The organism is Pseudomonas sp. CFBP 5748 (genome assembly GCF_053850495.1).
This window is the reverse complement of sequence record NZ_JBSPTN010000001.1, coordinates 473838-498176: the sequence shown is the minus strand read 5'-3', so window position 1 is coordinate 498176 and position 24339 is coordinate 473838. Positions and strand designations below refer to the sequence as shown.

Genomic DNA, 24339 nt, shown 5'->3' with positions numbered 1-24339 from the left:
AATACGGCACAGCGGATCGCTGGCAAGTATCGCGTAAAAAACAGCCCGATTGTACACAACCTCTGATGGCAACACGACTGTACGGCTGTTTGCAGGCATGGCTGTATTGCAATCGGCTCCTGGGTTGAGTTTAGGCTTAAACCCGCAACCTGTGGCTCCTCCAAGCCCGTCAATCTACAACAAGGACCATCGCACACCATGACCGAAGTCACGACCACTCCACTTCGCCCACTGGCCGACACCTCGCCCTCGGCGATTGTCGCCGGGTTCATCGCGATGATGACCGGCTACACCAGTTCCCTGGTGCTGATGTTCCAGGCTGGCCAGGCAGCCGGGCTGACCAGTGGACAGATTTCCTCGTGGATCTGGGCAATTTCCATCGGCATGGCGGTGTGCTCCATCGGGCTGTCGCTGCGTTATCGCACGCCAATCACCATCGCCTGGTCGACTCCCGGCGCGGCATTGCTGATCACCAGCCTTGGCGGTGTCAGTTATGGCGAGGCCATCGGCGCCTATATCACCTGCGCGGCGCTGGTGACGATCTGCGGCTTGACCGGCAGTTTCGAACGCCTGGTCAAACGCATTCCGGCATCACTGGCGGCGGCATTGCTGGCAGGGATCCTGTTCAAGATCGGCAGCGAGATCTTCGTCGCCGCACAACATCGCACCGGCCTGGTGCTGGGGATGTTTTTCAGCTATCTGATCGTCAAGCGCCTGTCGCCGCGCTACGCCGTGCTGGCGGCGCTGCTGATCGGCACGGCACTGTCCGGCCTGTTGGGGCTGCTGGACTTCAGCGGCTTTGCCCTGGAAGTCGCAACGCCAGTCTGGACCACTCCGCATTTCTCCCTGGCGGCGACCATCAGCATCGGCATTCCACTGTTTGTGGTGGCGATGACCTCGCAGAACATGCCGGGCATCGCCGTGCTGAGGGCCGACGGTTACACCGTGCCGGCCTCGCCGTTGATCACCAGCACCGGCATCGCCTCGTTGCTGCTGGCCCCGTTCGGCTCCCATGGCATCAACCTGGCAGCCATCAGCGCAGCCATCTGCACTGGGCCTCACGCCCATGAGGACCGCAACAAGCGTTACACGGCAGCGGTCTGGTGCGGAGTTTTCTACGGCTTTGCCGGGGTGTTCGGCGCGACACTGGCGGCCTTGTTCGCGGCGCTGCCCAAGGAGTTGGTGCTGTCCATCGCGGCGCTGGCGCTGTTCGGGTCGATTATCAATGGCCTGAGCATCGCCATGAGCGAAGCCAAGGAACGGGAAGCAGCGCTGATCACCTTCATGGTCACGGCGTCGGGACTGACGCTGTTTTCCATCGGGTCGGCGTTCTGGGGGATTGTGGCCGGGGTGTTGACCTTAGTGATTCTGAACTGGCGTAGCGCCTGACGGCTAAAAGCTTCGCGAGCAAGCCCACTCCCACAGCAGATCTGTGTCGCCCACATAACTCCTGTGGGAGTGGGCTTGCTCGCGAAGGCGGCCTGACAGACAACCAGTAAATGACAGGCACAAAAAAACCGGCGCCCAAACGGGCTGCCGGTTTTTGAACATCAAGCGACCGGATTGATCGGCTTTTCCGGGTACCAGACGTCCATCAGCGGGCTGACTTCAACGCTGGTCAGCTCAGGACGCGCCTTGAGCCAGGCTTCAACGGCTGCACGCTGCTCTTGGGTCACCGAGCCACGCTTCTGCAGGCAAACCAGACCGTAGTCGTCGCCGCCGACATAGCCCAGGCCGTTGGCTTCCATGGCTTCTTTGAGGAAAGCATCGAGGAAAGCGTCAATAGCCTCATCGGCCAGATCTTCTTTGAAATCCAGGTTCAGTTCGAAACCCAGCTCTTGAAATTCATCCACGCACAGCTTTTTGCGCAGACGCTGGGAACGGTTAGTCGCCATTGGAACAATCCTCATAAGTAATAACGGCCGGCACTTTACCAGTTTGGTGCGTCGATTGCCCGACTGATCGGGCGCATTCGCCCTACCGTCGGTAAAAAATAGCCCCCCCAAGGGCTCAGGCACGGCACAAGCCGGTGCACCTTGGGGCATAATGCCGACACTTTCATGACCGTTGAGGGCGTTCATTTTCATGCCCTCGTCTTTTTCCCCCTCGCCCGTAGGGTTTTATTTCACATGATCAAATCTTTGCGTCCACTGCTTCTGGCCAGCCTTATTCTTCCCCTGGCCCTGCCGGTTACTACCAACGCCGCCACCATCAACACCGCCCTGTCGCCCAATGTGCAAAAGGCCCTCAAGAACAGCAAGCTGCAAGACAACGCCCTGTCCCTGGTGCTGATCCCACTCAACGGCCCCGGCACTCCGACCTTGTACAACGCCGACGTCTCGGTGAACCCGGCCTCCACCATGAAACTGGTGACCACCTACGCGGCCCTGGAAATGCTCGGCCCCAATCACCAGTGGAAAACCGAGTTCTACACCGACGGCACCCTCAGCGGCGGAATTCTCAACGGTAACCTGTACCTCAAGGGCGGCGGCGACCCCAAGCTGAACATGGAAAAACTCTGGCTGTTGATGCGTGACCTTCGGGCCAACGGCGTGCAGCAAATCACTGGCGATCTGGTGCTGGACCGCAGCTTCTTCATCCAGCCGCAACTGCCCGAGTTCAACGATGACGGCAATGACGAAAACAAACCGTTCCTGGTCAAGCCCGACTCGCTGTTGGTGAACCTCAAGGCCCTGCGCTTCGTCGCCCGCAATGACGGCGGTCGGGTGCTGGTGTCGGTGGAGCCACCGATTGCCACTATTCGCATCGAAAACCAGGTCAAGGCCGTCAATTCCAAGCAATGCACCGGCGGCGTGCGCTACAACCCGGTGCCACAGGCGGACGGCAGTGTGACCGTGACCGTCGGCGGCCAGCTCGGTGACGGTTGCAGCTCGCAGACTTACCTGTCGCTGCTGGACCACGCCACTTACACCGCCGGAGCCGTGCGGGCGATCTGGAAGGAGCTGGGCGGCAGCATCCAGGGCAAGGACCGCCTGGCTCCGACCCCGAGCAGCGCCAAGGTGCTGGCCCGGGCGTTCTCGCCGGACCTGGCCGAGATCATCCGCGACATCAACAAATACAGTAACAACACCATGGCCCAGCAACTGTTCCTGAGCCTCGGCGCGCAGTTTCGCAACGAAGCCGACGGTGACGACGCCAAGGCGGCGCAACGGGTGGTGCGCCAATGGCTGGCCAAGAAAGGCATCACCGCACCGCACCTGGTGATGGAGAACGGCTCCGGCCTGTCCCGCGCCGAACGGGTCAGCGCCCGGGAAATGGCGGCGATGCTGCAGGCCGCCTGGCGCAGCCCGTACTCGGCGGAGTTCATCAGTTCGATGCCGATCGCTGGCACCGACGGCACCATGCGCAAACGCCTCAAGACCACTGCCATGGCCGGCGAAGCCCACGTCAAGACCGGCACCTTGAATACTGTCCGCGCCATCGCCGGCTTCAGCCGTGACATCAATGGCAATACCTGGGCGGTGGTGGCGATCCTCAATGATCCAAAGCCCTGGGGCGCTTCTTCGGTGCTGGACCAGGTGCTGCTGGACCTGTACCGCCAGCCGAAACTGCCGCAGACGGCTTCGGTGCTCTGAACCCTTGATTCGCCGCAACTTCAGCGGCACCAGAGAACAGTGTGGGAGCAAGCCTGCTCCCACAATTGACCGCGTATATCCAGATAGCTATCCCAACTGCGTCTCCACCCGATCCCGCCCAGCCTGCTTGGCCGCATACACCCCTGAGTCGGCCCGCAACAGCAACGCATCCGCGCCCTCACCGATCCGCCAGCTGGCGATACCAAAACTGGCGGTGACGACGCCCACGCCATCGATCGGCGCGGCCCTCAGGCCTTCCCACAGCCCAATGGCCAATGCATAGGCGCTGGTACCGTCAGTGTCCGGGCACAGCACCACAAACTCTTCACCACCCAGCCGGCAGAACACGTCAGTACGGCGCAACCGTTGGGCGACGCGCTGGCAGACCGCCTGCAACACTCGGTCGCCCACCGCGTGGCCGTACTGGTCGTTGATACGCTTGAAGTGATCGATGTCGAGCATGATCACCGCCAACTCACCGGAACCCCGTTCGACCCGAACCATTTCCGAGGTCAGGCGCTCCTGGAAATAGCGCCGGTTGCGAATGCCGGTCAGGGCGTCGGTCACGGACAGGGCCCGCAGTTCCTCCTCCACGCGCTTGAGATCGGAAATATCCGAGATATAGCCATGCCACAGCACCCCGCCACCGGGTAGCTCCTCGGGTGTGGCCTCACCACGCACCCAGCGCAGGCCACGCACCGGGAGTTGCACTCGGTACTCTTCGCGCCAGGGGCTCAACGTCGCCGCCGAAGCACGAATCGAAGCGCGGACCCGTGTGCCGTCCAAGGGATGAATACGCGAGAAAACCGCTTCGGCGTGCTGCACCAACACATCAGGCTCCAGCTCATAGATGTCGCGAATGCCGTCACTGGCGTAGATCACGCTGAAACGACCGTTGAAATCCATCTTGAATTGGTAGATGCCGCCAGGAACGTGGGCGCTGAGTTTTTTCAGTAACAGGTCCCGGGCGGCCAGGGCCTCGTGGACGCGCTTGCGCTCGGTGATATCGATGCAGATCGCCAGATGGCCGACCCACAGCCCTTGGTCATCGAGCATCGGGGTGGCGAGCATATTCACGGTCAGATGGCTGCCATCGCGGCGCACCAGCGTCCATTCCCGGGCCTGTTGGCCACCCTGCTCACCGCCCTCGACCAACATCGCGTGACACGTTGGAATCGGTTTGCCGTAGCGTGCGCCAAGCTGTGCGGCCCGGGCCTGGAGTTCACGCGGAACGTGCAAGCTTTCCAGGGTCATGCTCTGCAGGACGGCGCTGCTGGCATAGCCAAGCATCTGTTCGGCACCGGCATTGAATGTAGTGATGACACCGCGCAGGTCCGTGGCGATGATCGCAACCTGGGTCGCGGCATCCAGCACTCCGCGCAACTGCCCATGGGTGCCCCGCAACTCTTGCTCGCGTGCGCGCAGTTCCTGGGTCCGCTGTTCCACCAATTTCAGAGCCCGTTGGCGCTGGCTGACCAACACATAGAGCAAGGCGCTGAGCAACAGGCTGAGCAAACCGCCCAGCACCACCAGGCTCTCCACCGTGGAATGGTTGGTTGCCAGGAAGGCCCCACTGGGCCGCAACTCCACCCGAAAGTCATGATCTGCCAGGCGTAACAAGCGGATCGCCGACAAACTGCTGTCAACCGATGGGTCGAGAGACTCGAACAGCACTTCCTCCCGGTCCTCAGTGGACAGGTCCAGGACCCGCATCGAAAGGTTGTCTTGCCCGGACTCCGGCAGGCCATCGCCCACCAGCTGACGCATGCTGATGGCCGCCACCACATAACCGAACGGCTCCTTGGCCGACGCCCTGGTGACCGGCGCGACCAGCAAAACCCCACGGGCCAAGTTCGGGTCGACGCCCATCAGGTCCAATGGCTGCGAGACCACCAACCCGCCACGCTGGCGGGCCCGCTCGAGCGCCGCCCGGCGCAGCGGGTCAGAAAGCAGGTCCAACCCCAACGGTGACCCGTAGGAAGCCTGGCTCTGGAGGTAGAGCACCGGCGCGTATTCGTCCCGCTCGGGGGCCTGGCGCAGGTCACCGGTGTTATCCACCTCACGGATCGTAAAGTTGTCTGCCCCCTCGGCCCGTGCCTGCTGCTCGAACGACTGCCGTTCGCCCCCAAGCACCCTTGGCGCCCAGGCGAAGGCTCGGGTGCGCGGCAACAAAGCTTCGGTGTAACCGCGGAATTCGGCGTAGGAAACCCCATCGGAATTGGCGAAGAAACGCCTGAGGCTATCGAGGCGTTGCTCCTGACCCTGGAAGCGTTCCTCGAGGCGGCTGAAACGTTCCTCGGCTTGCAGCTCGAAGCGCTGACGCAGTTGCTGCTTGAACAGCTCCATCATCGACCAGGTCAGCAAGCCGGTCAGGCAGGTACCGGCCAGCAAGACCAGCGAAGCCACCAGCCAGGCCGACACATCTTCGCTGATAAAGCCCAGGATTCTGGGGCGTACCTGATGCAATGCCATAAATACAACTCAGAAAGGAGCCAGGCGTAGGCGCAGCCCTGGACACAGCCTAAGTTATAGCTATTAGCCATCACTTTAGCCAGTCCCAAAAAGGGCCCAGAAGCCTTGATTTACAAGGCTTCGTGGATCCAATCAGCGATAGGATCAACGGGCCATGATCTTCCAGGCACGGTGGATCTTACTGTTGCGCGCAAAATCCGGATCAATGGTCTTGGCGGTGATCTCTTCCACGGCGTATCGCTCGCCAAGGTTGTCCTCGAGCTGGAACTTACGGAAGTTGTTGGAAAAATACAGTACGCCGCCCGGCGCCAGACGGGCCATGGCCAGGTCCAGCAACTGGACGTGGTCGCGCTGCACGTCGAACACCCCTTCCATACGCTTGGAATTGGAGAACGTCGGCGGGTCGATGAAGATCAGGTCGTACTCGTCCCGACTGGCTTCGAGCCAGGCCATCACGTCACCCTGTTCCAGGCGGTTCTTATCCGAAAAGCCATTGAGCGACAGGTTGCGCCGTGCCCAGTCCAGATAGGTTTTCGACAGGTCGACGCTGGTGGTACTGCGCGCACCGCCCTTGGCAGCGTGGACGCTGGCGGTCGCGGTGTAGCAGAACAGGTTGAGGAAGCGCTTGCCGGCCGCCTCTTTCTGGATCCGCAGGCGCATCGGCCGGTGATCGAGAAACAGTCCGGTGTCCAGGTAGTCGGTGAGGTTGACCAGCAGCTTCACGCCGCCTTCGTTGACCTCGGTGAACTTGCCCTGGGCGCTCTGGCGCTCGTACTGCTTGGTGCCGCTCTGGCGCTCGCGACGCTTGATCACCACGCGGCTCTTGTCGACATTCAGCGCCTGTGGAATCGCCGCCAGGGCATCGAACAACCGGGCCGAGGCTTTTTCCGGGTCGATGGATTTTGGCGCGACGTATTCCTGAACGTGCACCCAATCGTGATACAGGTCGATGGCCATGGAGTATTCCGGCATGTCAGCGTCGTAGACCCGATAGCAGTCCACGCCTTCACGCTTGGCCCATTTACTCAGCAACTTGAGGTTTTTTTGCAGGCGATTGGCGAACATCTGCCCGCCCTCGCTCAAACGGGCCTGCTCGACCACAGGGGCCGGAGCCGGGGTTGGCTTGATCGGGTTGCCGTTCTTGTTGTACTGGCGCTCTTGCGGCACCTCCGGCGTCTGATCGTACGCTGCCTGCTCACGCTCGGCCTGACGCTGTTCCGGGGTGCGACGTTCGCCGGTGACGAACTGATCCGGCAGCACCTTGATCAGCAAGAGCTTGCACGGCAAGGCGCCGTTCCAGAACGAATACTGCTTGTGGCTGCGAATGCCCATGCGCTTGCCCAGGTCCGGCGCGCCGGTGAACACCGCCGCCTCCCAGTTCAAGCAAGCCTGGCGCAAGCGCTCGCCCAGATTCTGGTAGAGGTAAAGCAGGCTGGCTTCGTCGCCCAGACGCTCGCCGTACGGCGGGTTGCAGATCACCAGGCCCTTCTGGTTCTGATCCGGACGCGGCTCGAAGGTGGCGACTTCGCCTTGATAGATCTTGATCCACTCGCTCAGGCCCGCACGCTCAACGTTGTTGCGGCCTGGCTGGATCAACCGTGGATCGGCTTCATAGCCGCGAATCCACAACGGTGGCTTGGCCAGCCCGGCGGCGGCACGCTCGGAGGCCTCTTCGTGGAGCTTCTTCCACAGCGCCGGCACGTGGCCGAGCCAGGCGGTGAAGCCCCACTGCTGGCGACGCAGGTTCGGCGCCATGTCGGCAGCGATCATCCCGGCTTCCACCAGGAACGTGCCCACGCCGCACATCGGGTCGGCCAGCGCCCCGCCTTCAGCGGCAATGCGCGGCCAGCCGGCGCGGATCAGGATGGCGGCAGCGAGGTTTTCCTTCAGCGGCGCGGCGCCTTGCTGCAGGCGATAGCCGCGCTGGTGCAGGCTGTGGCCGGAGAGGTCCAGGGAGAGGATCGCTTCGCCGCGGTCCAGGCGCAGGTGAATGCGCAGGTCCGGGTTGAGTTTGTCGATGGACGGTCGCTCGCCCGTCGGGGTGCGCAGTTTGTCGACGATGGCGTCCTTGACCTTCAGGGCGCCAAAGTGGGTGTTGTCGATGCCCGAGCCGTGGCCGCTGAACTCCACCGCCAAGGTGCCATCGGCGAGCATGTGGTCTTGCCAGTCGACGTCCAGCACGCCGTGGTACAGGTCTTCGGCGTCCTTCATCGGGAAACGCTTGAGCACCAGCAACACGCGGTTGGCCAGGCGCGACCAGAGGCACAGGCGATAAGCCGTTTCCATGTCGGCCATGCCGCGCACGGCCGAAGTGTGCTCGCGCGCCTCTTCAAGGCCAAGCCCGACGGCTTCCTCGATGAGCAGGCCTTCGAGGCCCTTGGGGCAAGTGAGGAAGAGTTCGAAACGATCGGACATGGGATTTCCAGCGCCTTTGGCTAAGTGGACCGGGCAACGCATTGCCGGGCCGGGTTCAATCAGGTGCTTTTCTCAAGAGCACCCACGTGGCACGAAAGTGTGCCGTCCCGCCCTCGCCGTTCAGGTTAGAAGAGCCTGGATGGGAGGGCAGATAAAAAATTCTGTATAACAATTTGTGAAAACTCGACCCTTTCGTCGAATAGTACCCGAGTGCAACGGGGGGACATTCTCATTCGAGGAAAGACCGCGCCCTTCGGCGCGAGGCCGATCATACAGGGGTCTAGCTCAAAAGCGGTCAACGAACATCAAGTTACTTATCGCCCTAACGTCTTTATTGTTACGTGCTTATGACAAAACGATCATTCCATCCATGTGACGCTTTGGTTAGAACTCAACACAGGTTGACGCCACAACGGCGCCAACACCTTGGCTCGTCACGCCGGCAACGAGCCACCAACGGCAGAATGATTCTGCCCCGGCCTCGATAGAGGTCGACGCTAAGCAACAGTCAACAAGTGAGGGCAACACCCTATGAGAAGACTTAAGCGTGATCCGTTGGAAAGAGCATTTTTACGCGGTTACCAATATGGCGTTGGTGGTAAATCCCGTGAGCTTTGCCCCTTTACTCTACCGTCAGTACGTCAAGCCTGGATCAATGGCTGGCGAGAAGGACGCGGCGACAACTGGGACGGTATGACCGGCACTGCGGGTATCCATAGACTCAACGAACTTCACGCCGTCGGCTGACACAGGGCTCAACACTCAAGAACTCGACAATTTGATACTCACATCGATTTAACCACGCGCGTCCCATCCGGACGGCGGGCTTCGGCCCAGGGGGCTCCTTCGAGGAGCCCTTTTTAATGCCTGGGTTTTCTGAACAGGGTTACTAACTCTACTGTGAACACCATTGTGGCGAGGGAGCTTGCTCCCTCGCCACGGTGGGTCTGCGTAGCCTTCAAAAGATCAATCAACGCAGCGCCGCAATCGCATCCACTGATTCACGAATCAACGCCGGTCCTTTATAGATAAAGCCCGAATAAATCTGCACCAGGCTCGCCCCAGCGGTGATTTTCTCGGCGGCATGCCGGCCTTGTGTGATGCCACCCGCCGCGATGATCGGCAAGCGCCCCGCCAACTCGGCGGCCAACACCTTCACGGTGTGGGTGCTCTTCTCGAGCACCGGAGCACCCGACAAGCCGCCCGCCTCATCGCCATGCTCCAGCCCCTCGACGCCTTCACGCCCCAAGGTCGTGTTGGTGGCAATCACCGCGTCCATGCCGGTCTCGATCAGGGCCTGGGCGACTTGAGCGGTTTCTTCGTCGGTCATGTCCGGAGCGATCTTGATGGCCAGTGGCACATGGCGACCATGAATCACCGCCAGCTCTGCACGTCGGCGGGCCAGGTCGGCCAGCAGTTGCTTGAGGGAATCACCGAATTGCAGGCTGCGCAGGCCCGGAGTGTTCGGCGAACTGACGTTGACCGTCACATAGCTGGCATGGGCGTAGACCTTGTCCAGGCAAATCAAGTAGTCGTCGACGGCGCGCTCCACCGGGGTGTCGAAGTTCTTGCCGATATTGATGCCCAGCACGCCCTTGTACTTGGCCGCAGCCACCCGGGCCAGCAAATGGTCGACGCCCAGGTTGTTGAAGCCCATGCGGTTGATGATCGCCTCCGCCTCCGGCAGGCGGAAAAGCCGTGGCTTGGGGTTGCCTGGCTGCGGGCGTGGGGTGACGGTGCCGATTTCCACGAAACCGAAACCCAGCTGGGCGAACCCATCGATGGCCGCGCCATTCTTGTCCAGCCCCGCCGCCAACCCGACCGGGTTAGGGAACTCCAGCCCCATGACCGTCACCGGCAATTTCGCCGGAGCCTTGCACAGCAACCCGTTGAGGCCCAAACGTCCGCCCGCGCCGATCAGGTCCAGGGACAGATCGTGGGAGGTTTCCGGGGAAAGTTTGAACAGCAGCTCACGGGCCAGGGTGTACATGGGTGGGTTTGACTCGATCGGAGAAATGAGGCGCGGATTATAGCGGGGTGAAGGGATGGGAGCGAGCAACCGATAGTTGCCTGCTCCCTGCTTGGCGCCGTATTGAAATCTGAAGGAAAGCGGATGAGGTCCGGGCTGGCATATGCCTTGCACCATTTGTGTTCATCGGTGCCCATGCCAACGGCGGAATGCGTGCCACACTGTTTTAAGGGACAACGGCGTCGTCATCCGCCCCTGCTCTGGCAGCCGTCCGGATACGGCGCCTTTTTTGTGGAAGGTGATGCTCAATGAATGAAATTCCAGCCAACCCCCTGGCCTGGGTCAACGGCAGCGATGCCCCGGAAAAGAGCGCGGTCAATCTTGGCTTCATGGCCTTGAGTGACTGTGCCCCGGTGGTGGTGGCCGCCACCCAGGGCTTCGCCCAACCCTACGGCCTGACCCTGAACCTCAAGCGCCAGACGTCCTGGGCCAACCTGCGGGACAAGCTGGTCAGCGGTGAAATCGATGCCGCCCACAGCCTGTACGGCCTGATTTATGCGGTGCACCTGGGCATCGGTGGCGTCGCGCCGACTGACATGGCGGTGCTGATGGGGCTGAACCAGAACGGCCAGAGCATCAACCTGTCCCATGGCCTCCAGGCCCAAGGCGTGACCAGTCCTGAGGCACTGGAGCAGCATGTGCACCAAACTCGCCCGAAACTGACCTTCGCCCAGACCTTCCCCACCGGCACCCATGCCATGTGGCTTTATTACTGGCTCGCCGCCCAGGGCATCCATCCCTTGTCGGATGTCGACAGCGTGGTGGTGCCGCCGCCGCAAATGATCGCGCACCTGCAGGCCGGGCGTATCGACGGCTTCTGCGTCGGTGAACCCTGGTGCGCCAGCGCGGTGAAGCAGAACCTGGGCTTCACCCTGGCGACCACCCAGACCATCTGGCCCGATCATCCGGAAAAAGTGTTGGGCTGCACCCGCGCGTTCGTCGAGCAGTACCCCAATACCGCCAGGGCGCTGGTGATGGCGATCCTTGAAGCCAGCCGCTTTATCGAACAAAGCACGGAAAACCGTCGCAGCACCGCGCAACTGTTGAGTGCGCCCGAATACCTCGACGCACCGTTGGACTGCATCGAGCCGCGCCTGCTGGGCATCTATGCCGACGGCTTGGGCAATAGCTGGCAGGATCCTCACGCGATGCGCTTCCATGGCAACGGCGAGGTGAACCTGCCGTACCTGTCCGACGGTATGTGGTTCATGACCCAGTTCCGCCGCTGGGGCCTACTGCGTGAAGACCCGGACTACCTGGCCGTGGCCCGGCAAGTCCAGCAACTCACGCTGTACCGTGAAGCCTGCGCGGCGCTGGACATCGCGGCCCCACGCCAGGACATGCGCAGCAGCCAGTTGATCGACGGCATCATCTGGGACGGCTCGGACCCGGCCACGTATGCCCGTAGCTTCAAACTGCACGCCTTGAGCGATGCGGCTCCCCTTCTCGCCAGCCGCTGACAGGAGCCTCGACCATGCTGCGTATCCTGCTGATCAACGACACGGCGAAAAAAGTCGGCCGCCTCAAAGCCGCCCTGATTGAAGCCGGATTCGAAGTCATCGACGAGTCCGGTTTGACCATTGACCTGCCGGCGCGCGTCGAAACGGTGCGTCCGGACGTGATCCTGATCGATACCGAGTCACCCGGACGCGATGTGATGGAACAAGTGGTGCTGGTCAGCCGCGACCAACCACGACCGATCGTCATGTTTACCGACGAGCACGACCCGGATGTGATGCGCCAGGCGATCAAGTCGGGGGTGAGCGCCTACATCGTCGAAGGCATCCACGCCGCGCGCCTGCAACCGATCCTCGACGTGGCCATGGCCCGCTTCGAAAGCGACCAGGCCCTGCGCGCCCAGCTCCTGGCGCGGGACCAGCAACTGGCCGAACGCAAGCGCATCGAACTGGCCAAGGGCATGCTGATGAAGATGAAAGAATGCAACGAAGAACAGGCCTACACCCTGATGCGCCGCCAGGCCATGAGCCGCCAGCAGAAGCTGATCCAGGTGGCGGAGCAGATCATTGCCATGAATGAGTTGCTGGGCTGAAAGCCCTGTAGCGACTGGGCTGGCGCCACCGCGAGCAGGCTCGCTCCCACAGGTTCGTGACCCCTGAGGATCCATTGTGGGAGCGAGCCTGCTCGCAATAGCCCTCACACCAATCCCCGCTGTTGGCACAGATCTCGCTTAAGTAATCCCACAGGTAACCAACGGCGGTTGCCCCACCTACGACAAAGACGTCGCACACCCTCCTTGCCTCTCTGGCGATCCGGGTTGCGGCGTTTTTTTGTTTTGGCCCCTCGGGGCCGGTGGTGCGACCACAGACGGCGCACTGCTCAAAGCACTGACTCATTTCTCGAGACTTTTACAGCTGAGGTGCGCGATGAATTCAAGCTTCTGGAAATCCGGCCACACCCCGACACTGTTCGCGGCCTTCCTCTACTTCGACCTGAGTTTCATGGTCTGGTACCTGCTCGGTCCACTGGCGGTGCAGATCTCTGCCGACCTGCACCTGACCACCCAGCAACGCGGCCTGATGGTGGCGACGCCAATCCTGGCCGGTGCGGTACTGCGTTTGTTCATGGGCCTGCTGGCTGATCGCATCTCACCGAAAACCGCCGGCATGGTGGGCCAGGTGATTGTGATCGGCGCGCTGTTCTGCGCCTGGAAACTGGGCATCCACAGCTATGAACAGGCGCTGCTGCTGGGCCTGTTCCTGGGTGTGGCCGGTGCGTCGTTTGCCGTGGCCTTGCCGCTGGCGTCCCAGTGGTATCCGCCACAGCACCAGGGCAAGGCCATGGGTATTGCCGGCGCTGGCAACTCGGGCACCGTACTGGCGGCGTTGATCGCCCCGGTGATGGCAGTGGCATTCGGCTGGAGCAACGTCTTCGGCTTCGCGCTGATCCCGCTGGTGCTGACCCTGGTGCTCTTTGCCTGGCTGGCCAAGAACGCTCCCGAGCGGCCGAAAGCCAAATCCATGGCCGACTACCTCAAGGCCCTCGGCGACCGTGACAGCTGGTGGTTCATGTTCTTCTACAGCGTGACCTTCGGTGGTTTCATCGGCCTGGCCAGCGCCCTGCCCGGCTACTTCAACGACCAATACGGCCTGAGTCCGGTCACCGCCGGCTACTACACCGCCGCCTGCGTCTTCGGTGGCAGCCTGATGCGTCCGTTGGGTGGCGCCCTGGCGGATCGTTTCGGTGGCATCCGCACCTTGCTCGGCATGTACACCGTTGCGGCGGTCTGCATCGCGGCGGTGGGCTTCAACCTGCCGAGTTCCTACGCGGCCCTGGCCCTGTTCGTCTGCACCATGCTCGGTTTGGGTGCGGGCAACGGCGCGGTATTCCAGCTGGTGCCACAACGCTTCCGTCGCGAAATCGGCGTGATGACCGGACTGATCGGCATGGCCGGTGGCATCGGTGGTTTCGCCCTGGCGGCGGGCATGGGTGCGATCAAACAGAGCACCGGCAGCTATCAACTGGCACTGTGGTTGTTCGCCAGCCTCGGTGTCCTGGCCTGGTTCGGCCTGTACGGCGTGAAACGTCGCTGGAGAACCACTTGGGGTTCGGCCGCCGTCACTGCAGCTCGGGTATAACGTGCAACCATGAGCCTGCAACTGAGTTTCGCCGAAGCCAGTGCCATTGGCCCGCGGGAAGAAAACCAGGACGCCCTGCGCCTGGTCACCCCGGCCCCGGCCCTGGCTGCCAGCAAGGGTTACCTGTTCGCCATCGCTGACGGCGTGAGCCAATGCGCCGATGGCGGGCTGGCCGCCCGTTCGACCTTGCAGGCGCTGGCCCTGGACTATTACTCCACGCCGCAAACCTGGGGCGTGGCCCAGGCGCTGGACCGGCTGTTACTCGCACAAAATCGCTGGCTGCAGGCCAACGGTGGCGGGCAACCCCTGCTCACCACCGTCAGTGCCCTGGTGCTGCGAGGCCGGCGCTTCACCCTCGCGCATGTCGGCGATTGCCGGGTCTACCGCTGGCACGCCGATCATCTGCAGCGGGTCAGCGAAGATCACGTCTGGGAGCAACAGGGCATGCAACATGTGCTCAAACGTGCCCTGGGGCTGGATCAACATCTGATCCTCGACTTTCTCGACGGTGAACTGCGCACCGACGAAACCTTCGTGCTGCTCAGCGACGGCGTCTGGGCGGTCCTCGGGGACACGGCCATCGCCGGCATCCTTCGCGACCAACCGAACCTGGACCTCGCGGCGCAGACACTGGTCAACGCCGCGCACCTGGCCGGTAGCCAGGACAACGCCAGCGCTCTGCTGGTACGTGTCGATGCGCTGGGCGAGGCAAGCATCGGCGATGCGCTGATCCAATTGCAGCAATGGCCCCTTCCCCCGGCACTGAAACCGGGTCAGGTGTTCGAGGGCTGGCAGATCGAAAGTCTGCTCGGCCAGAGCCAGCAATCGTTGCTCTACCGGGTACACGATGGGCAGGGCCAGCCATGGCTGCTGAAAACCTTGCCCGGGCAGCTACGGGACGACACCCGGGCCGGACAGGCATTGCTGTCGGAAGAGTGGTTTCTCAAACGGGTCGCAGGGCGGCAGTTTCCCGAGGTCCATGGCGTTCCCCAGCGTCAGCATTTGTACTACGTGATGCGCGAATATTCGGGCATGACCCTGGCCGAGCTGTTCAACCAGGGCGGGCCGCTCCCTCTGGCCCAATGGCTGGACCTGGCGCAGCGGCTGGTGCGGGCGGTGGGCCTGTTGCATCGAAGGCAGATCTACCACCGCGACATCAAGCCGGAAAACCTGCACCTGGGAGACGATGGGGAATTGCGCTTGCTGGACTTCGGGCTGGCGTACTGCCCGGGCTTGTCCGAAGATCAGGCTAACATGCTGCCCGGCACGCCTAGCTATATCGCACCGGAAGCCTTTGGTGGCGCTGCGCCGACCGCGCAACAGGATTTGTATGCCCTCGGCGTGACCTTGTATTTCCTGCTGACCGGGCATTATCCCTACGGCGAAATCGAGGCGTTCCAGCGCCCGCGCTTTGGCGTGCCGGTCAATGCCAGTCGCTATCGGCCAGACCTGGCCGAATGGCTCGGACAAAGCCTGGAACGCGCCGTCGCGGCCGATCCGCAGCAGCGTTTTGAAACCGCCGAGGAATGGCTGTTGCTGCTGGAACAGGGCGAACGCCGCAGCTTGGGCGTAAGGCCCCGGCCGCTGCTGGAAAGAGAACCACTGAAGGTCTGGCGGACGTTGGCGCTGGTGTCTTTGGTGGTGAATATTGTGCTGCTGTTTTTGGTATTTCATGGCTGAAATCCAGTCGCGCCCCTCGCCTCCACGCTCCATTACCGGGCAACACGCTTTGATTCGGTGCAATAAATCCCTCCCCCATTCGTGCAATCAGCCGTTCCCCCAATAAATCCACGCCCTCAAGCCACTTGGCACAACCACTGCATAACCTCTCTCACCATACATAAAGCAACGCCTCCAACGATGAAGGCGGTGCTTCCCGAGAGAACGGGACCAGGACAAAGGCGTCCTCGCTAGGCAACTAGCGGGACGCCTTTTTTTGTTTTCGAAAAAATTGCCGAGCCAGCCCGATCACCGTGATGAAACGGGCCTGTACTTGCGGAGAACCCTGATGAAAAAACTCAAACTGGTAATGATCGGCAACGGCATGGCCGGGGTTCGAACCCTCGAAGAACTGCTCAAACTGAGTAACGAGCTGTACGACATCACGGTGTTCGGTGCCGAGCCCCACACCAACTACAACCGCATCCTGCTCTCGCCGGTGCTTGCCGGTGAGCAGACGTTCGAAGAGATCGTGCTCAACGACCTGAGCTGGTACCTGGACAACAACATCAAGCTGCTGCTCAACCGCAAAGTGGTGGAGATCGACCGGGTCAAGCGCCGGGTCATCGCCGAAGACGGCAGCGAGGCCGAATACGACCGCCTGCTGATCGCCACCGGCTCCACACCCTTTATCCTACCGATCCCCGGCAACACCCTGGAAGGCGTGATCGGCTACCGCGACATCGCCGACACCCAGGCCATGATCAACACCGCCAAGACCCACAAGCATGCGGTGGTGATCGGCGGCGGCCTGCTCGGCCTGGAAGCCGCCAATGGCCTGAAGTTGCGGGGCATGGACGTGACCGTGGTGCACCTGGGCGAATGGTTGCTGGAACGGCAACTGGACAAGACCAGCGGCCAACTGCTGCAAACCGCCCTGGAAAACCGTGGCCTGAAATTCCGCCTCTGCGAGCAGACCCAGGCCCTGTACGACGCCGGCAACGGCCGGGTCGGCTCGGTCCAGTTCAAGAACGGTGACATCATCCCCGCCGACCTGGTGGTGATGGCCGCCGGCATTCGCCCCAACACCGAACTGGCGGAGAAATCCGGCATCCCTTGCAACCGCGGGATCCTGGTCAATGACACCCTGCAGACCTACGACCCGCGCATCTATGCCATCGGCGAATGCGCCAGCCACCGCGGCACCGCCTATGGCCTGGTGGCCCCGCTGTTCGAACAGGCCAAGGTCTGCGCCAACCACCTCGCACAACTGGGCTTCGCCACTTACAAGGGCTCGGTCACCTCGACCAAGCTCAAAGTCACCGGCATCGACCTGTTCTCCGCCGGGGACTTCATGGGCGGCGAAGGCACCGAGACCATCACCCTTTCCGACCCGATCGGCGGCGTCTACAAAAAACTGGTGATCAAGGACGACGTGCTGGTCGGTGCCTGCCTGTATGGCGATACGGCAGACGGTGGCTGGTATTTCCGCCAGATCCGTGAGAACCACACCATCAGCGAGATCCGCGATCACCTGATGTTCGGTGAAAACGCCTTGGGCGACGTAGGCCACCAGGGCCAGGACAAAGCCATGAGCATGGCCGACACCGCCGAAGTCTGCGGCTGCAACGGCGTGTGCAAAGGCACCATCGTCAAGGCGATCCAGGAGCACGGGCTGTTCAGCGTCGACGACGTGAAAAAACACACCAAGGCCGCCAGTTCCTGTGGTTCCTGCGCCGGATTGGTCGAACAGATCCTGATCAACACCGTGGGCGGTGCGGCGGACGTCAAGCCGAAAAGCGAAAAAGCCATCTGCGGTTGCAGCGACCTCAACCACGGCCAGATCCGCCAGGCGATCCGCGACCAGCACCTGCTGACCATCGCCGGAACCATGAGCTACCTGAACTGGCGCACCCCGAACGGCTGCGCCACCTGCCGCCCGGCGTTGAACTACTACCTGATTTCCACCTGGCCGGGCGAAGCCCAGGACGACCCACAATCGCGCCTGATCAACGAACGCGCCCACGCCAACATCCAGAAAGACGGCACCTACTCGGTCGTCCCACGGATGTGGGGTGGCGTGACCAATCCGTCAGAACTGCGGCGCATCGCCGACGTGGCCGACAAATACAACGTGCCCATGGTCAAGGTCACTGGCGGACAGCGCATCGATTTGCTCGGAATCAAAAAGCAGGACCTGCCGGGCGTCTGGAAAGACCTCGACATGCCGTCCGGCCACGCCTACGGCAAGTCCATCCGCACCGTGAAGACCTGCGTGGGCAGCGAGTTCTGCCGCTTCGGCACGCAGAACTCCACCCAACTGGGCATCGAGCTGGAACATGACCTGTTCAACATGTGGTCGCCGCACAAGGTGAAGCTGGCCGTCTCCGGTTGCCCGCGCAACTGCTCGGAGGCGGGCATCAAGGACGTCGGCATTATCGGCGTCGATTCCGGCTGGGAGATGTACATCGGCGGCAACGGCGGGATCAAGACCGAGGTGGCCGAGTTCTTCGTCAAACTCAAGACCGCCGAAGAAGTGCGTGAATACAACGGCGCCTTCCTGCAGTTGTACCGCGAAGAAGCCTTCTACCTTGAGCGCACCGTGCATTACATGCAGCGGGTCGGCATGGAGCACATCAAGAAAGCCGTGCTCGAAGACCCGGCGCGGCGCCAGGCCCTCCACGAGCGCCTGAAGTTTTCCCTGTCACTGGAACAAGACCCGTGGAAACAGCGTCTGGAACAGCCCCAGCTGAAAAAAGAGTTTGAAGTCATCCCCGTGAAAAACCTGGAGGTGCCGGCATGAACTGGCTGGATATCTGCGCCCTGGAAGAGATCAATATCCTCGGTTCGCGCATCATCAATGGCCCCAAAGGCGATATCGCGATTTTCCGCACCAGCGACGATGAAGTGTTCGCCCTCGATGACCGTTGCCCGCACAAGGGTGGCCCGCTGTCCCAGGGGTTGGTCTACGGCAAGCGTGTGGCCTGCCCGCTGCACAACTGGCAGATCGACCTGGAAAGCGGCCAGGCCCAGGCCCCGGATGTCGGCTGCGCCCACCATCACTCGGCACGGGTCGAGAACGGCCGGGTGATGCTGGCGTTGCGGGACGCAAGCTGATGAGCCAGACCACTGCTTCGACTTGCTGTTATTGCGGGGTCGGTTGCGGCGTTTTGATCGAGCATGACGACGAGCGCATCCTCGGCGTCAGCGGCGATCCCGCCCATCCGGCCAACTTTGGCAAACTGTGCAGCAAGGGCTCGACACTGCACCTGACCGGTGACCTCGCCGCACGCGCTCTTTACCCGGAATTGCGCCTGGGCAAGGGCCTGGCCCGGGCCCGCAGCGACTGGGACAGCGCCCTGGATCACGCCGCCAGTGTCTTCGCCGAGACCATCGCCGAGCACGGCCCCGACAGCGTGGCGTTCTACATCTCCGGTCAACTGCTGACCGAGGACTACTACGCCTTCAACAAACTCGCCCGGGCGCTGGTGGGCACCAACAACATCGACAGTAATTCGCGCCTGTGCATGTCCTCCGCCGTGGTGGGCTATAAGCGCAGCCTCGGCGCCGATGCCCCACCCTGCAGCTATGAAGACCTCGAACTGAGCGACTGCGTGATGATCGTCGGCAGTAACATGGCCTACGCTCATCCGATCCTGTTTCGCCGCCTCGAAGAAGCCAAATCCCGCCGGCCGCAGATGAAAATCATCGTCATCGACCCCCGGCGCACCGACACCTGCGACCTGGCGGACCTGCACCTGGCGATCCTGCCGGGCACCGATGTCGCCCTGTTCCATGGGATTTTGCACCTGTTGTTGTGGGAAGACTGGGTCGACCGCGACTTCATCAAGGCCCACACAGAAGGCCTGGCGGACCTGAAGAACCTGGTGCGCGACTACACCCCGGCGATGGTCGCCCAGTTGTGCGGCATCAGCATCGAACAACTGCACCAGTGCGCCGAATGGGTCGGCACCTCGCCGAGTTTCCTGTCGCTGTGGTGCATGGGCTTGAACCAGTCCACCGCCGGCAGCGCCAAGAACAGCGCGTTGATCAACCTGCACTTGGCCACCGGGCAAATCGGTCGTCCGGGTGCTGGCCCGTTCTCGCTGACCGGCCAACCCAATGCCATGGGCGGGCGGGAAACCGGCAGCCTGTCGAACCTGCTGCCGGGCCATCGTGAAGCCGCCAACCCGGAGCATCGCGCCGAAGTCGCCCGCTACTGGGGCATCGAGCAGTTGCCCGCCACCACCGGTTTGAGCGCCATCGAGCTGTTCGAGCAGGTTCGCAGCGGCAAGATCAAGGCCTTGTGGATCGCTTGCACCAACCCGGCCCAATCGATGCCAGACCAGACGGCGGTACGTGAAGCGCTGCAAGCCTGCCCGTTCGTGGTGTTGCAGGAAGCCTTCCGGACCACCGAGACCGCCGCATTTGCCGACCTGCTGCTACCCGCGGCCAGTTGGGGCGAGAAAGAAGGTTCGGTGACCAACTCCGAGCGGCGTATTTCCCACGTCCGCCGGGCAATTAACGCACCAGGTGAAGCACGAGCGGACTGGGCGATTACCGTGGATTTCGCACAGCGCCTGGAGAAACGTCTGCGGCCGGGCCAGCCCAGCCTGTTCGCCTTTGATAACCCGGCCCAACTGTTCGATGAATACAAACAGCTGACCCGTGGCCGCGACCTGGACTTGTCCGGCATCAGCCATGCGCTGATCGATCAGCTCGGTCCTCAGCAATGGCCCTTCCCGGAGGGCGCTACGGTTGGAACGGCGCGCCTGTACGTAGACGGCATTTTCCCTACCGACAGCGGCCGTGCCCGCTTTTTGGCCGAACCGTATCGCCCCGCCAAAGAGCTGCGTGACGCGCGCTACCCGTTGACCTTGAACACCGGTCGCTTGCGCGACCAATGGCACGGCATGAGCCGTACCGGTACCGCCGCACAGTTGTTTGGTCATGTGAACGAAGCGGTACTGAGCCTGCATCCCGACGAATTGCTTCGCCACCGCCTGCAAGCGGGCGACCTGGTCAGCCTCAAAAGCCGTCGTGGCGCGGTGATCGTGGCCGTGGACAGTGACGAAAGCATTCGCCCCGGCCAGGCATTCCTGCCTATGCACTGGGGCGACCGGTTCCTCAAGGGCGGGGTCAATACCCTGACTCAACCGGCCTTCGACCCCCTGTCGAAACAACCGGAACTCAAGCACAGCGGCGTACGCCTGGAACCGGTGAACCTGCCCTGGCAGCTGTTTGCCTTGATCGAGGGCGATGTTCAACAACATCTGGAGGCCTTGCGACCGCTGTGTGAGGCATTTTCCTACGTCAGCCTGAGTCTGACCGGCCGTGAGCGCCCGGCGTTGCTGATTCGCGCTGCCGGCGCCATCGCGCCCGAGGCGCAACTGCTTCAGGCGATCGACGAGCAATTGGGGCTGATCGACGGGCCGGTGCTGGCTTATGACGATCCGCGTCGCGCCATCGGCAAACGGGTGCGGATCGAAAACGGTCGTATCACCGCCATTCGCCTGGCTGGCGAAACACTGGCCCGGCATTGGTTGCAAAACCTATGGCTGGAAGGTCGTGCCGATGAGCAATTGCGCCGTTGGTTGCTGGCGCCTTTGAGCGCGCCGCCGGGCAACGTTGGCGCTGCGCTTGGCGGCAGCAAAACGCTGTGCAACTGCATGAACGTCAGCCAGCGCGCGATCTGCGCGGGCATTGAACGTGGCTTGGACTTGCAGGGACTGAAACAGGAATTGGGCTGTGGCACGCAGTGCGGCTCCTGCGTACCGGAAATCAAGCGCTTGCTGGTTGCCACCGCGCAACCACTGGCGGCTATCTCGTGAGGAAAACACTATGAACGCAAAAGTCTGGCTGGTGGGTGCGGGTCCTGGCGACCCTGAATTACTGACCCTCAAAGCCGTGCGCGCCCTGCGCGAGGCCGACGTGGTGCTGATCGACGACCTGGTCAACGCTGCCGTGCTGGAGCATTGCCCCGCTGCGCGCATCATTGCCGTGGGCAAGCGCGGCGGATGCCGCTCTACACCCCAGGCCTTCATCCATCGCCTGATGCTGCGTTATGCCCGCCAGGGCAAATGCGTGGTGCGTCTCAAGGGCGGCGACCCGTGCATCTTCGGCCGCGGCGGTGAAGAGGCGCAGTGGCTGCGCGAGCATGGTGTCGAGGTGGAGCTGGTCAATGGCATCACCGCCGGGCTTGCAGGGGCTACCCAGTGCGATATTCCACTGACCCTGCGCGGGATTGCCCGTGGTGTGACGCTGGTGACAGCCCACACCCAGGACGGTAGCAGCTTGAACTGGCAAGCCTTGGCCCAAAGCGGCACAACGCTGGTGGTGTACATGGGCGTGGCGAAGCTCAGCGAAATCCGCGAACAACTGCTGGCCGGCGGCCTGGCGGCGAACACGCCGGTGGCTATGATCGAAAACGCTTCCCTGCCCCATCAGCGTGACTGCCGCAGCGACCTGGCCTCGATGGAGGCCGATGCAGGCGCATTTCAACTCAAGAGCCCGGCGATTCTGGTCATTGGTGCGGTGGCAGGCGCTGCCGAACGTGCGGGGTCGCAGCCGGCGTGGGTCCAGGCTTCGGCGCTGTAACAAACAACATCCAACCTAATGTGGGAGCGAGCTTGCTCGCGATAGCGTCGGGTCAGCAGCATCAATACTGGCTGACACACCGCTATCGCGAGCAAGCTCGCTCCCACAGGTTTTGTGTTTAACCAACTGTTTTGCGGCAGCGCTCCCCTCACTTCCATAAATCCCAGACAAAGAAAAGCCCGGCCTAAGCCGGGCTTTTCTAAAGCTGCGGGGTAATTACTTACCTTGAGCTTCAACCTGCGCTTCTACGCGACGGTTAACTGCACGACCAGCTTCAGTGGCGTTGTCAGCAACTGGGCGGGATTCGCCGTAGCCAACAGACTGAACGCGGGACGATTCAACACCGTACTGGTTGGTCAGAACGTTCTTAACGGCGGTTGCACGACGCTCAGACAGTTTCTGGTTGTAAGCGTCAGGACCGACGGAGTCAGTGTGACCTTCAACAGTAGTGGTGGTGGATGGGTACTGCTTCATGAAGTCAGCCAGGTTCTTGATATCGCCGTAGCTGTTAGGCTTGACGACCGACTTGTCGAAGTCGAACTTGACGTCCAGCTCAACACGTACAACTTCAGCAACTGCTGGGCAGCCATCAGCGTCAACGGTTACGTTGGCTGGGGTGTCAGGGCACTTGTCGACGTTGTCGCACACGCCATCGTTGTCGCTGTCGGAGCAGACTTCAGCCGGAGCTGGAACTGGAGCAGCAGCAGGCTTGGAGCCGCCACCGAAGTTCACACCGATACCGACGCTTGGAGCCCACTCGGTGTCGCCCTGGTCGATGTTGTACTGAGCTTCAACGCCGGCACGGGCGTAGAAGTTGTCGGTGAAGTACAGCTTGGCACCGCCGCCAACGTTGGCGAAGGTGGAACCGTTACGACCACTTTTGCCGTTCTGGCCGATGCTCTGATCGGAGAAACCAGCCGAAACGTACGGACGCAGCATGTCGCCCGGGTTGTTGAAGTGGTACAGAGCATCCAGAGCGGTGTTGGAGCCCTTGATGTTACGACCGTCTTCGGAACGTGCGTTGTGCACTTCGTCGTAGGCCAGACGCAGTTCTACGTCGTCGGTCAGGAAGTAACCAACCGAACCGCCGAACAGGTTGCCGTTGTTCTTGAAGTCCCGAGCGCTGTCGAACATTTCTTTCTTGGCGAAGCCTTCGATTTCAACTGCGCCTTGGCCTTGTGCCAGAGCGCCGAACGAAGTGGCAGCAATCAAAGAACCAATGGCAAAGCCCAAGGTGTTTTTCAGTTTCATCCGTTAAATCCCCATCTGGTGATTGTGAAGCAGTCCCGCAAACCGGGGGACAACTCGGCGGCAAGTCTATCAGAACTTGCCTACACGTAAGAGATATTTGCGCCGAACTAAGTTTCAGCAATACCCGCAAATTTCTCACGCAATTTGTCAAGAGCGCGCTTGTAACGCATTTTTGTCGCGCTCAAACCCATGTGCATGATGTCTGCGATCTCCTGGAACTCTAGCTCTGCGACAAATCGTAGCACCAGAATTTCCCGGTCGATCGGGTTTACATAAACCAGCCAGCGATCGAGTCCACCCTTCTCCTCGGGTTTGGGCGCCTTTTCTTCAGACGCTTCCTCGAGAGGATCCAGGCTCAAGGCGTCCATCAAGCGACGCTTTCGCCGTTCCTTGCGGTACTGGGTGATGCATTCGTTGTACGTGATGCTGTAGAGCCAAGTCTTGAACTTCGATTTCCCCTCGAAGTTCTTCAGGCCATACAGCACCTTCAACATCACCTCCTGACAGACATCATCAGCATCGCGATCGTTCCCGAGATATCGTGCACAAACGTTAAATAATGTTCTTTGGTAACGGCGCATCAACTCTTCGTACGCGCGTGTTACGTGAAACAGCTCCGTATGCGCGCGCGCAACCAACTCCTCATCGGAGAGATCACGGGGGTCGTAGCGCGTAGATAGCGATTGGGGTTTGTTCAAAACAAGTCGGGCCGACAGTCTAGGTC

General features: G+C 61.6%; 17 protein-coding genes. 11 read left to right on the top strand and 6 right to left on the bottom strand.

The genetic code is table 11. The annotated features are described in order from the left end of the window. The first annotated feature begins 198 nt into the window (after positions 1–198). A complete protein-coding gene (locus tag ACWNZ1_RS02280; protein WP_135844487.1) occupies positions 199–1389 on the top strand; it encodes a benzoate/H(+) symporter BenE family transporter in 1191 nt (396 codons plus the stop codon). A 161-nt stretch (positions 1390–1550) separates the two neighbouring features. On the opposite strand, the gene ACWNZ1_RS02275 is transcribed toward ACWNZ1_RS02280, so the two are convergent. Further along, positions 1551–1895 (bottom strand): YggL family protein, encoded by a 345-nt coding sequence (locus ACWNZ1_RS02275; RefSeq protein WP_025212695.1) that lies wholly within the window; start codon positions 1893–1895, stop codon positions 1551–1553. A 234-nt stretch (positions 1896–2129) separates the two neighbouring features. Between ACWNZ1_RS02275 and dacB the strand changes: the two genes are divergently transcribed. Further along, positions 2130–3596, top strand: a complete 1467-nt coding sequence (gene dacB / locus ACWNZ1_RS02270; protein ID WP_135844486.1) for a D-alanyl-D-alanine carboxypeptidase/D-alanyl-D-alanine endopeptidase — start codon at positions 2130–2132, stop codon at positions 3594–3596. 87 nt (positions 3597–3683) lie between these two features. Here the strand turns inward: dacB and ACWNZ1_RS02265 are convergent, their stop codons facing one another. Then, the gene (locus ACWNZ1_RS02265; protein WP_135844485.1) at positions 3684–6068 is read right to left on the bottom strand and encodes a sensor domain-containing diguanylate cyclase; all 2385 of its coding nucleotides are present in this window, start codon (positions 6066–6068) and stop codon (positions 3684–3686) included. 144 nt (positions 6069–6212) lie between these two features. Further along, the gene (gene rlmKL, locus ACWNZ1_RS02260; protein ID WP_256452419.1) at positions 6213–8483 is read right to left on the bottom strand and encodes a bifunctional 23S rRNA (guanine(2069)-N(7))-methyltransferase RlmK/23S rRNA (guanine(2445)-N(2))-methyltransferase RlmL; all 2271 of its coding nucleotides are present in this window, start codon (positions 8481–8483) and stop codon (positions 6213–6215) included. A gap of 531 nt (positions 8484–9014) precedes the next feature. Between rlmKL and rmf the strand changes: the two genes are divergently transcribed. After that, complete coding sequence (gene rmf / locus ACWNZ1_RS02255; protein ID WP_003223300.1) at positions 9015–9230, top strand: ribosome modulation factor; 216 nt, start codon at positions 9015–9017, stop codon at positions 9228–9230. Positions 9231–9453: 223 nt separating this feature from the next. Here the strand turns inward: rmf and ACWNZ1_RS02250 are convergent, their stop codons facing one another. Beyond that, complete coding sequence (locus tag ACWNZ1_RS02250) at positions 9454–10473, bottom strand: quinone-dependent dihydroorotate dehydrogenase (protein ID WP_135844483.1); 1020 nt, start codon at positions 10471–10473, stop codon at positions 9454–9456. A gap of 287 nt (positions 10474–10760) precedes the next feature. Between ACWNZ1_RS02250 and ACWNZ1_RS02245 the strand changes: the two genes are divergently transcribed. The 8 genes from ACWNZ1_RS02245 to cobA all read left to right on the top strand — a co-directional run bounded on the left by ACWNZ1_RS02245 (position 10761) and on the right by cobA (position 22364). Next, positions 10761–11972: a CmpA/NrtA family ABC transporter substrate-binding protein gene (locus ACWNZ1_RS02245; RefSeq protein ID WP_256452418.1), complete on the top strand. Its 1212-nt coding sequence runs from the start codon at positions 10761–10763 to the stop codon at positions 11970–11972. Positions 11973–11986: 14 nt separating this feature from the next. Beyond that, positions 11987–12562, top strand: a complete 576-nt coding sequence (locus ACWNZ1_RS02240; RefSeq protein ID WP_025212689.1) for an ANTAR domain-containing response regulator — start codon at positions 11987–11989, stop codon at positions 12560–12562. A 334-nt stretch (positions 12563–12896) separates the two neighbouring features. Beyond that, on the top strand, positions 12897–14108 hold the full coding sequence (locus tag ACWNZ1_RS02235; protein WP_014337339.1) for a nitrate/nitrite transporter: 1212 nt from the start codon (positions 12897–12899) through the stop codon (positions 14106–14108). A 9-nt stretch (positions 14109–14117) separates the two neighbouring features. Then, complete coding sequence (locus ACWNZ1_RS02230) at positions 14118–15788, top strand: bifunctional protein-serine/threonine kinase/phosphatase (protein WP_135844481.1); 1671 nt, start codon at positions 14118–14120, stop codon at positions 15786–15788. 328 nt (positions 15789–16116) lie between these two features. Continuing rightward, on the top strand, positions 16117–18570 hold the full coding sequence (gene nirB / locus ACWNZ1_RS02225; protein WP_135844480.1) for a nitrite reductase large subunit NirB: 2454 nt from the start codon (positions 16117–16119) through the stop codon (positions 18568–18570). After that, the gene (nirD, locus tag ACWNZ1_RS02220; protein WP_025212685.1) at positions 18567–18884 is read left to right on the top strand and encodes a nitrite reductase small subunit NirD; all 318 of its coding nucleotides are present in this window, start codon (positions 18567–18569) and stop codon (positions 18882–18884) included. The genes nirB and nirD overlap by 4 nt, the downstream gene beginning before the upstream one ends. After that, positions 18884–21598, top strand: coding sequence for a nitrate reductase (locus ACWNZ1_RS02215; protein ID WP_280944787.1), 2715 nt, complete (start codon positions 18884–18886; stop codon positions 21596–21598). Before nirD ends, ACWNZ1_RS02215 begins: the two co-directional genes overlap by 1 nt. Before the next feature lie 10 nt (positions 21599–21608). Then, the gene (cobA, locus tag ACWNZ1_RS02210; RefSeq protein ID WP_135844478.1) at positions 21609–22364 is read left to right on the top strand and encodes a uroporphyrinogen-III C-methyltransferase; all 756 of its coding nucleotides are present in this window, start codon (positions 21609–21611) and stop codon (positions 22362–22364) included. A gap of 216 nt (positions 22365–22580) precedes the next feature. On the opposite strand, the gene ACWNZ1_RS02205 is transcribed toward cobA, so the two are convergent. After that, the gene (locus ACWNZ1_RS02205; RefSeq protein ID WP_135844477.1) at positions 22581–23615 is read right to left on the bottom strand and encodes an OmpA family protein; all 1035 of its coding nucleotides are present in this window, start codon (positions 23613–23615) and stop codon (positions 22581–22583) included. A 107-nt stretch (positions 23616–23722) separates the two neighbouring features. Further along, a complete protein-coding gene (sigX, locus tag ACWNZ1_RS02200) occupies positions 23723–24313 on the bottom strand; it encodes an RNA polymerase sigma factor SigX (protein ID WP_025212681.1) in 591 nt (196 codons plus the stop codon). Between the last annotated feature and the right edge of the window lie 26 nt (positions 24314–24339).

Coding starts and splice junctions, on each gene's coding strand:
- ACWNZ1_RS02280 (WP_135844487.1), top strand. CDS start 199: ATGACCGAAGTCACGACCACTCCACTTCGCCCACTGGCCGACACCTCG.
- ACWNZ1_RS02275 (WP_025212695.1), bottom strand. CDS start 1,895: ATGGCGACTAACCGTTCCCAGCGTCTGCGCAAAAAGCTGTGCGTGGAT.
- dacB (WP_135844486.1), top strand. CDS start 2,130: ATGATCAAATCTTTGCGTCCACTGCTTCTGGCCAGCCTTATTCTTCCC.
- ACWNZ1_RS02265 (WP_135844485.1), bottom strand. CDS start 6,068: ATGGCATTGCATCAGGTACGCCCCAGAATCCTGGGCTTTATCAGCGAA.
- rlmKL (WP_256452419.1), bottom strand. CDS start 8,483: ATGTCCGATCGTTTCGAACTCTTCCTCACTTGCCCCAAGGGCCTCGAA.
- rmf (WP_003223300.1), top strand. CDS start 9,015: ATGAGAAGACTTAAGCGTGATCCGTTGGAAAGAGCATTTTTACGCGGT.
- ACWNZ1_RS02250 (WP_135844483.1), bottom strand. CDS start 10,473: ATGTACACCCTGGCCCGTGAGCTGCTGTTCAAACTTTCCCCGGAAACC.
- ACWNZ1_RS02245 (WP_256452418.1), top strand. CDS start 10,761: ATGAATGAAATTCCAGCCAACCCCCTGGCCTGGGTCAACGGCAGCGAT.
- ACWNZ1_RS02240 (WP_025212689.1), top strand. CDS start 11,987: ATGCTGCGTATCCTGCTGATCAACGACACGGCGAAAAAAGTCGGCCGC.
- ACWNZ1_RS02235 (WP_014337339.1), top strand. CDS start 12,897: ATGAATTCAAGCTTCTGGAAATCCGGCCACACCCCGACACTGTTCGCG.
- ACWNZ1_RS02230 (WP_135844481.1), top strand. CDS start 14,118: ATGAGCCTGCAACTGAGTTTCGCCGAAGCCAGTGCCATTGGCCCGCGG.
- nirB (WP_135844480.1), top strand. CDS start 16,117: ATGAAAAAACTCAAACTGGTAATGATCGGCAACGGCATGGCCGGGGTT.
- nirD (WP_025212685.1), top strand. CDS start 18,567: ATGAACTGGCTGGATATCTGCGCCCTGGAAGAGATCAATATCCTCGGT.
- ACWNZ1_RS02215 (WP_280944787.1), top strand. CDS start 18,884: ATGAGCCAGACCACTGCTTCGACTTGCTGTTATTGCGGGGTCGGTTGC.
- cobA (WP_135844478.1), top strand. CDS start 21,609: ATGAACGCAAAAGTCTGGCTGGTGGGTGCGGGTCCTGGCGACCCTGAA.
- ACWNZ1_RS02205 (WP_135844477.1), bottom strand. CDS start 23,615: ATGAAACTGAAAAACACCTTGGGCTTTGCCATTGGTTCTTTGATTGCT.